Raw genomic sequence first — 524 nt, 5'->3', positions numbered from 1 at the left:
GCTCGTTTCCCGTCGGGGGTAATGGCTACTGCATTTACCCACGCACTATGCCCTCTGAGGGTGGCCAGTTCAGTCCCGGTTTCCAAATCCCACAGTTTCAGGGTTGTATCCGATGCCGAGACCGCTCGTTTCCCGTCCGGGGCGATCGCTACTGCACTTACCGAGCCAGAGCCATGCCCAGTAGAGAAGGGAGTAAAGGTAAAGAAGGCAAAAGAAAGGTCGGGAGTTTCGTTCCCTGATGCAAATAGGATGTCATCCCAGGATACTGTCTCGGCATCGTGGGGTGTCAGGGTTTCATCAGATGCAAAGAAGATGTCACCCCAGGATACTGTCTCGGCATCGTGGGGTGTCAGGGTTTCATCATCGGATGCCGAGACCGCTCGTTTCCAGTCCCAGGCGGCTACTCCATAGAAACTATGCGCGGTGAGGGTAGCCAGTTCCGTCCCCGTCTCCAAATCCCACAGTTTCAGGGTTTGATCATCGGATGCCGAGACGGCTCGTTTCCCGTCCGGGGCGATCGCTAC

The 524-nt window shown here is 56.3% G+C and carries 1 protein-coding gene; it reads right to left on the bottom strand.

What is annotated here, in order from left to right; all coding sequences use genetic code 11:
• A partial coding sequence (locus LKK83_RS18270; RefSeq protein ID WP_442957331.1) for a WD40 repeat domain-containing protein occupies positions 1–524 on the bottom strand: 524 nt, incomplete at both ends.

The sequence above is a fragment of the Phormidium sp. CCY1219 genome (genome assembly GCF_035615515.1).
In the GTDB taxonomy this organism is placed as follows: Bacteria; Cyanobacteriota; Cyanobacteriia; order Cyanobacteriales; family Laspinemataceae; genus CCY1219.
Note: the sequence above shows the minus strand (reverse complement) of the source record. Positions and strands in the feature narration are given on the sequence as shown.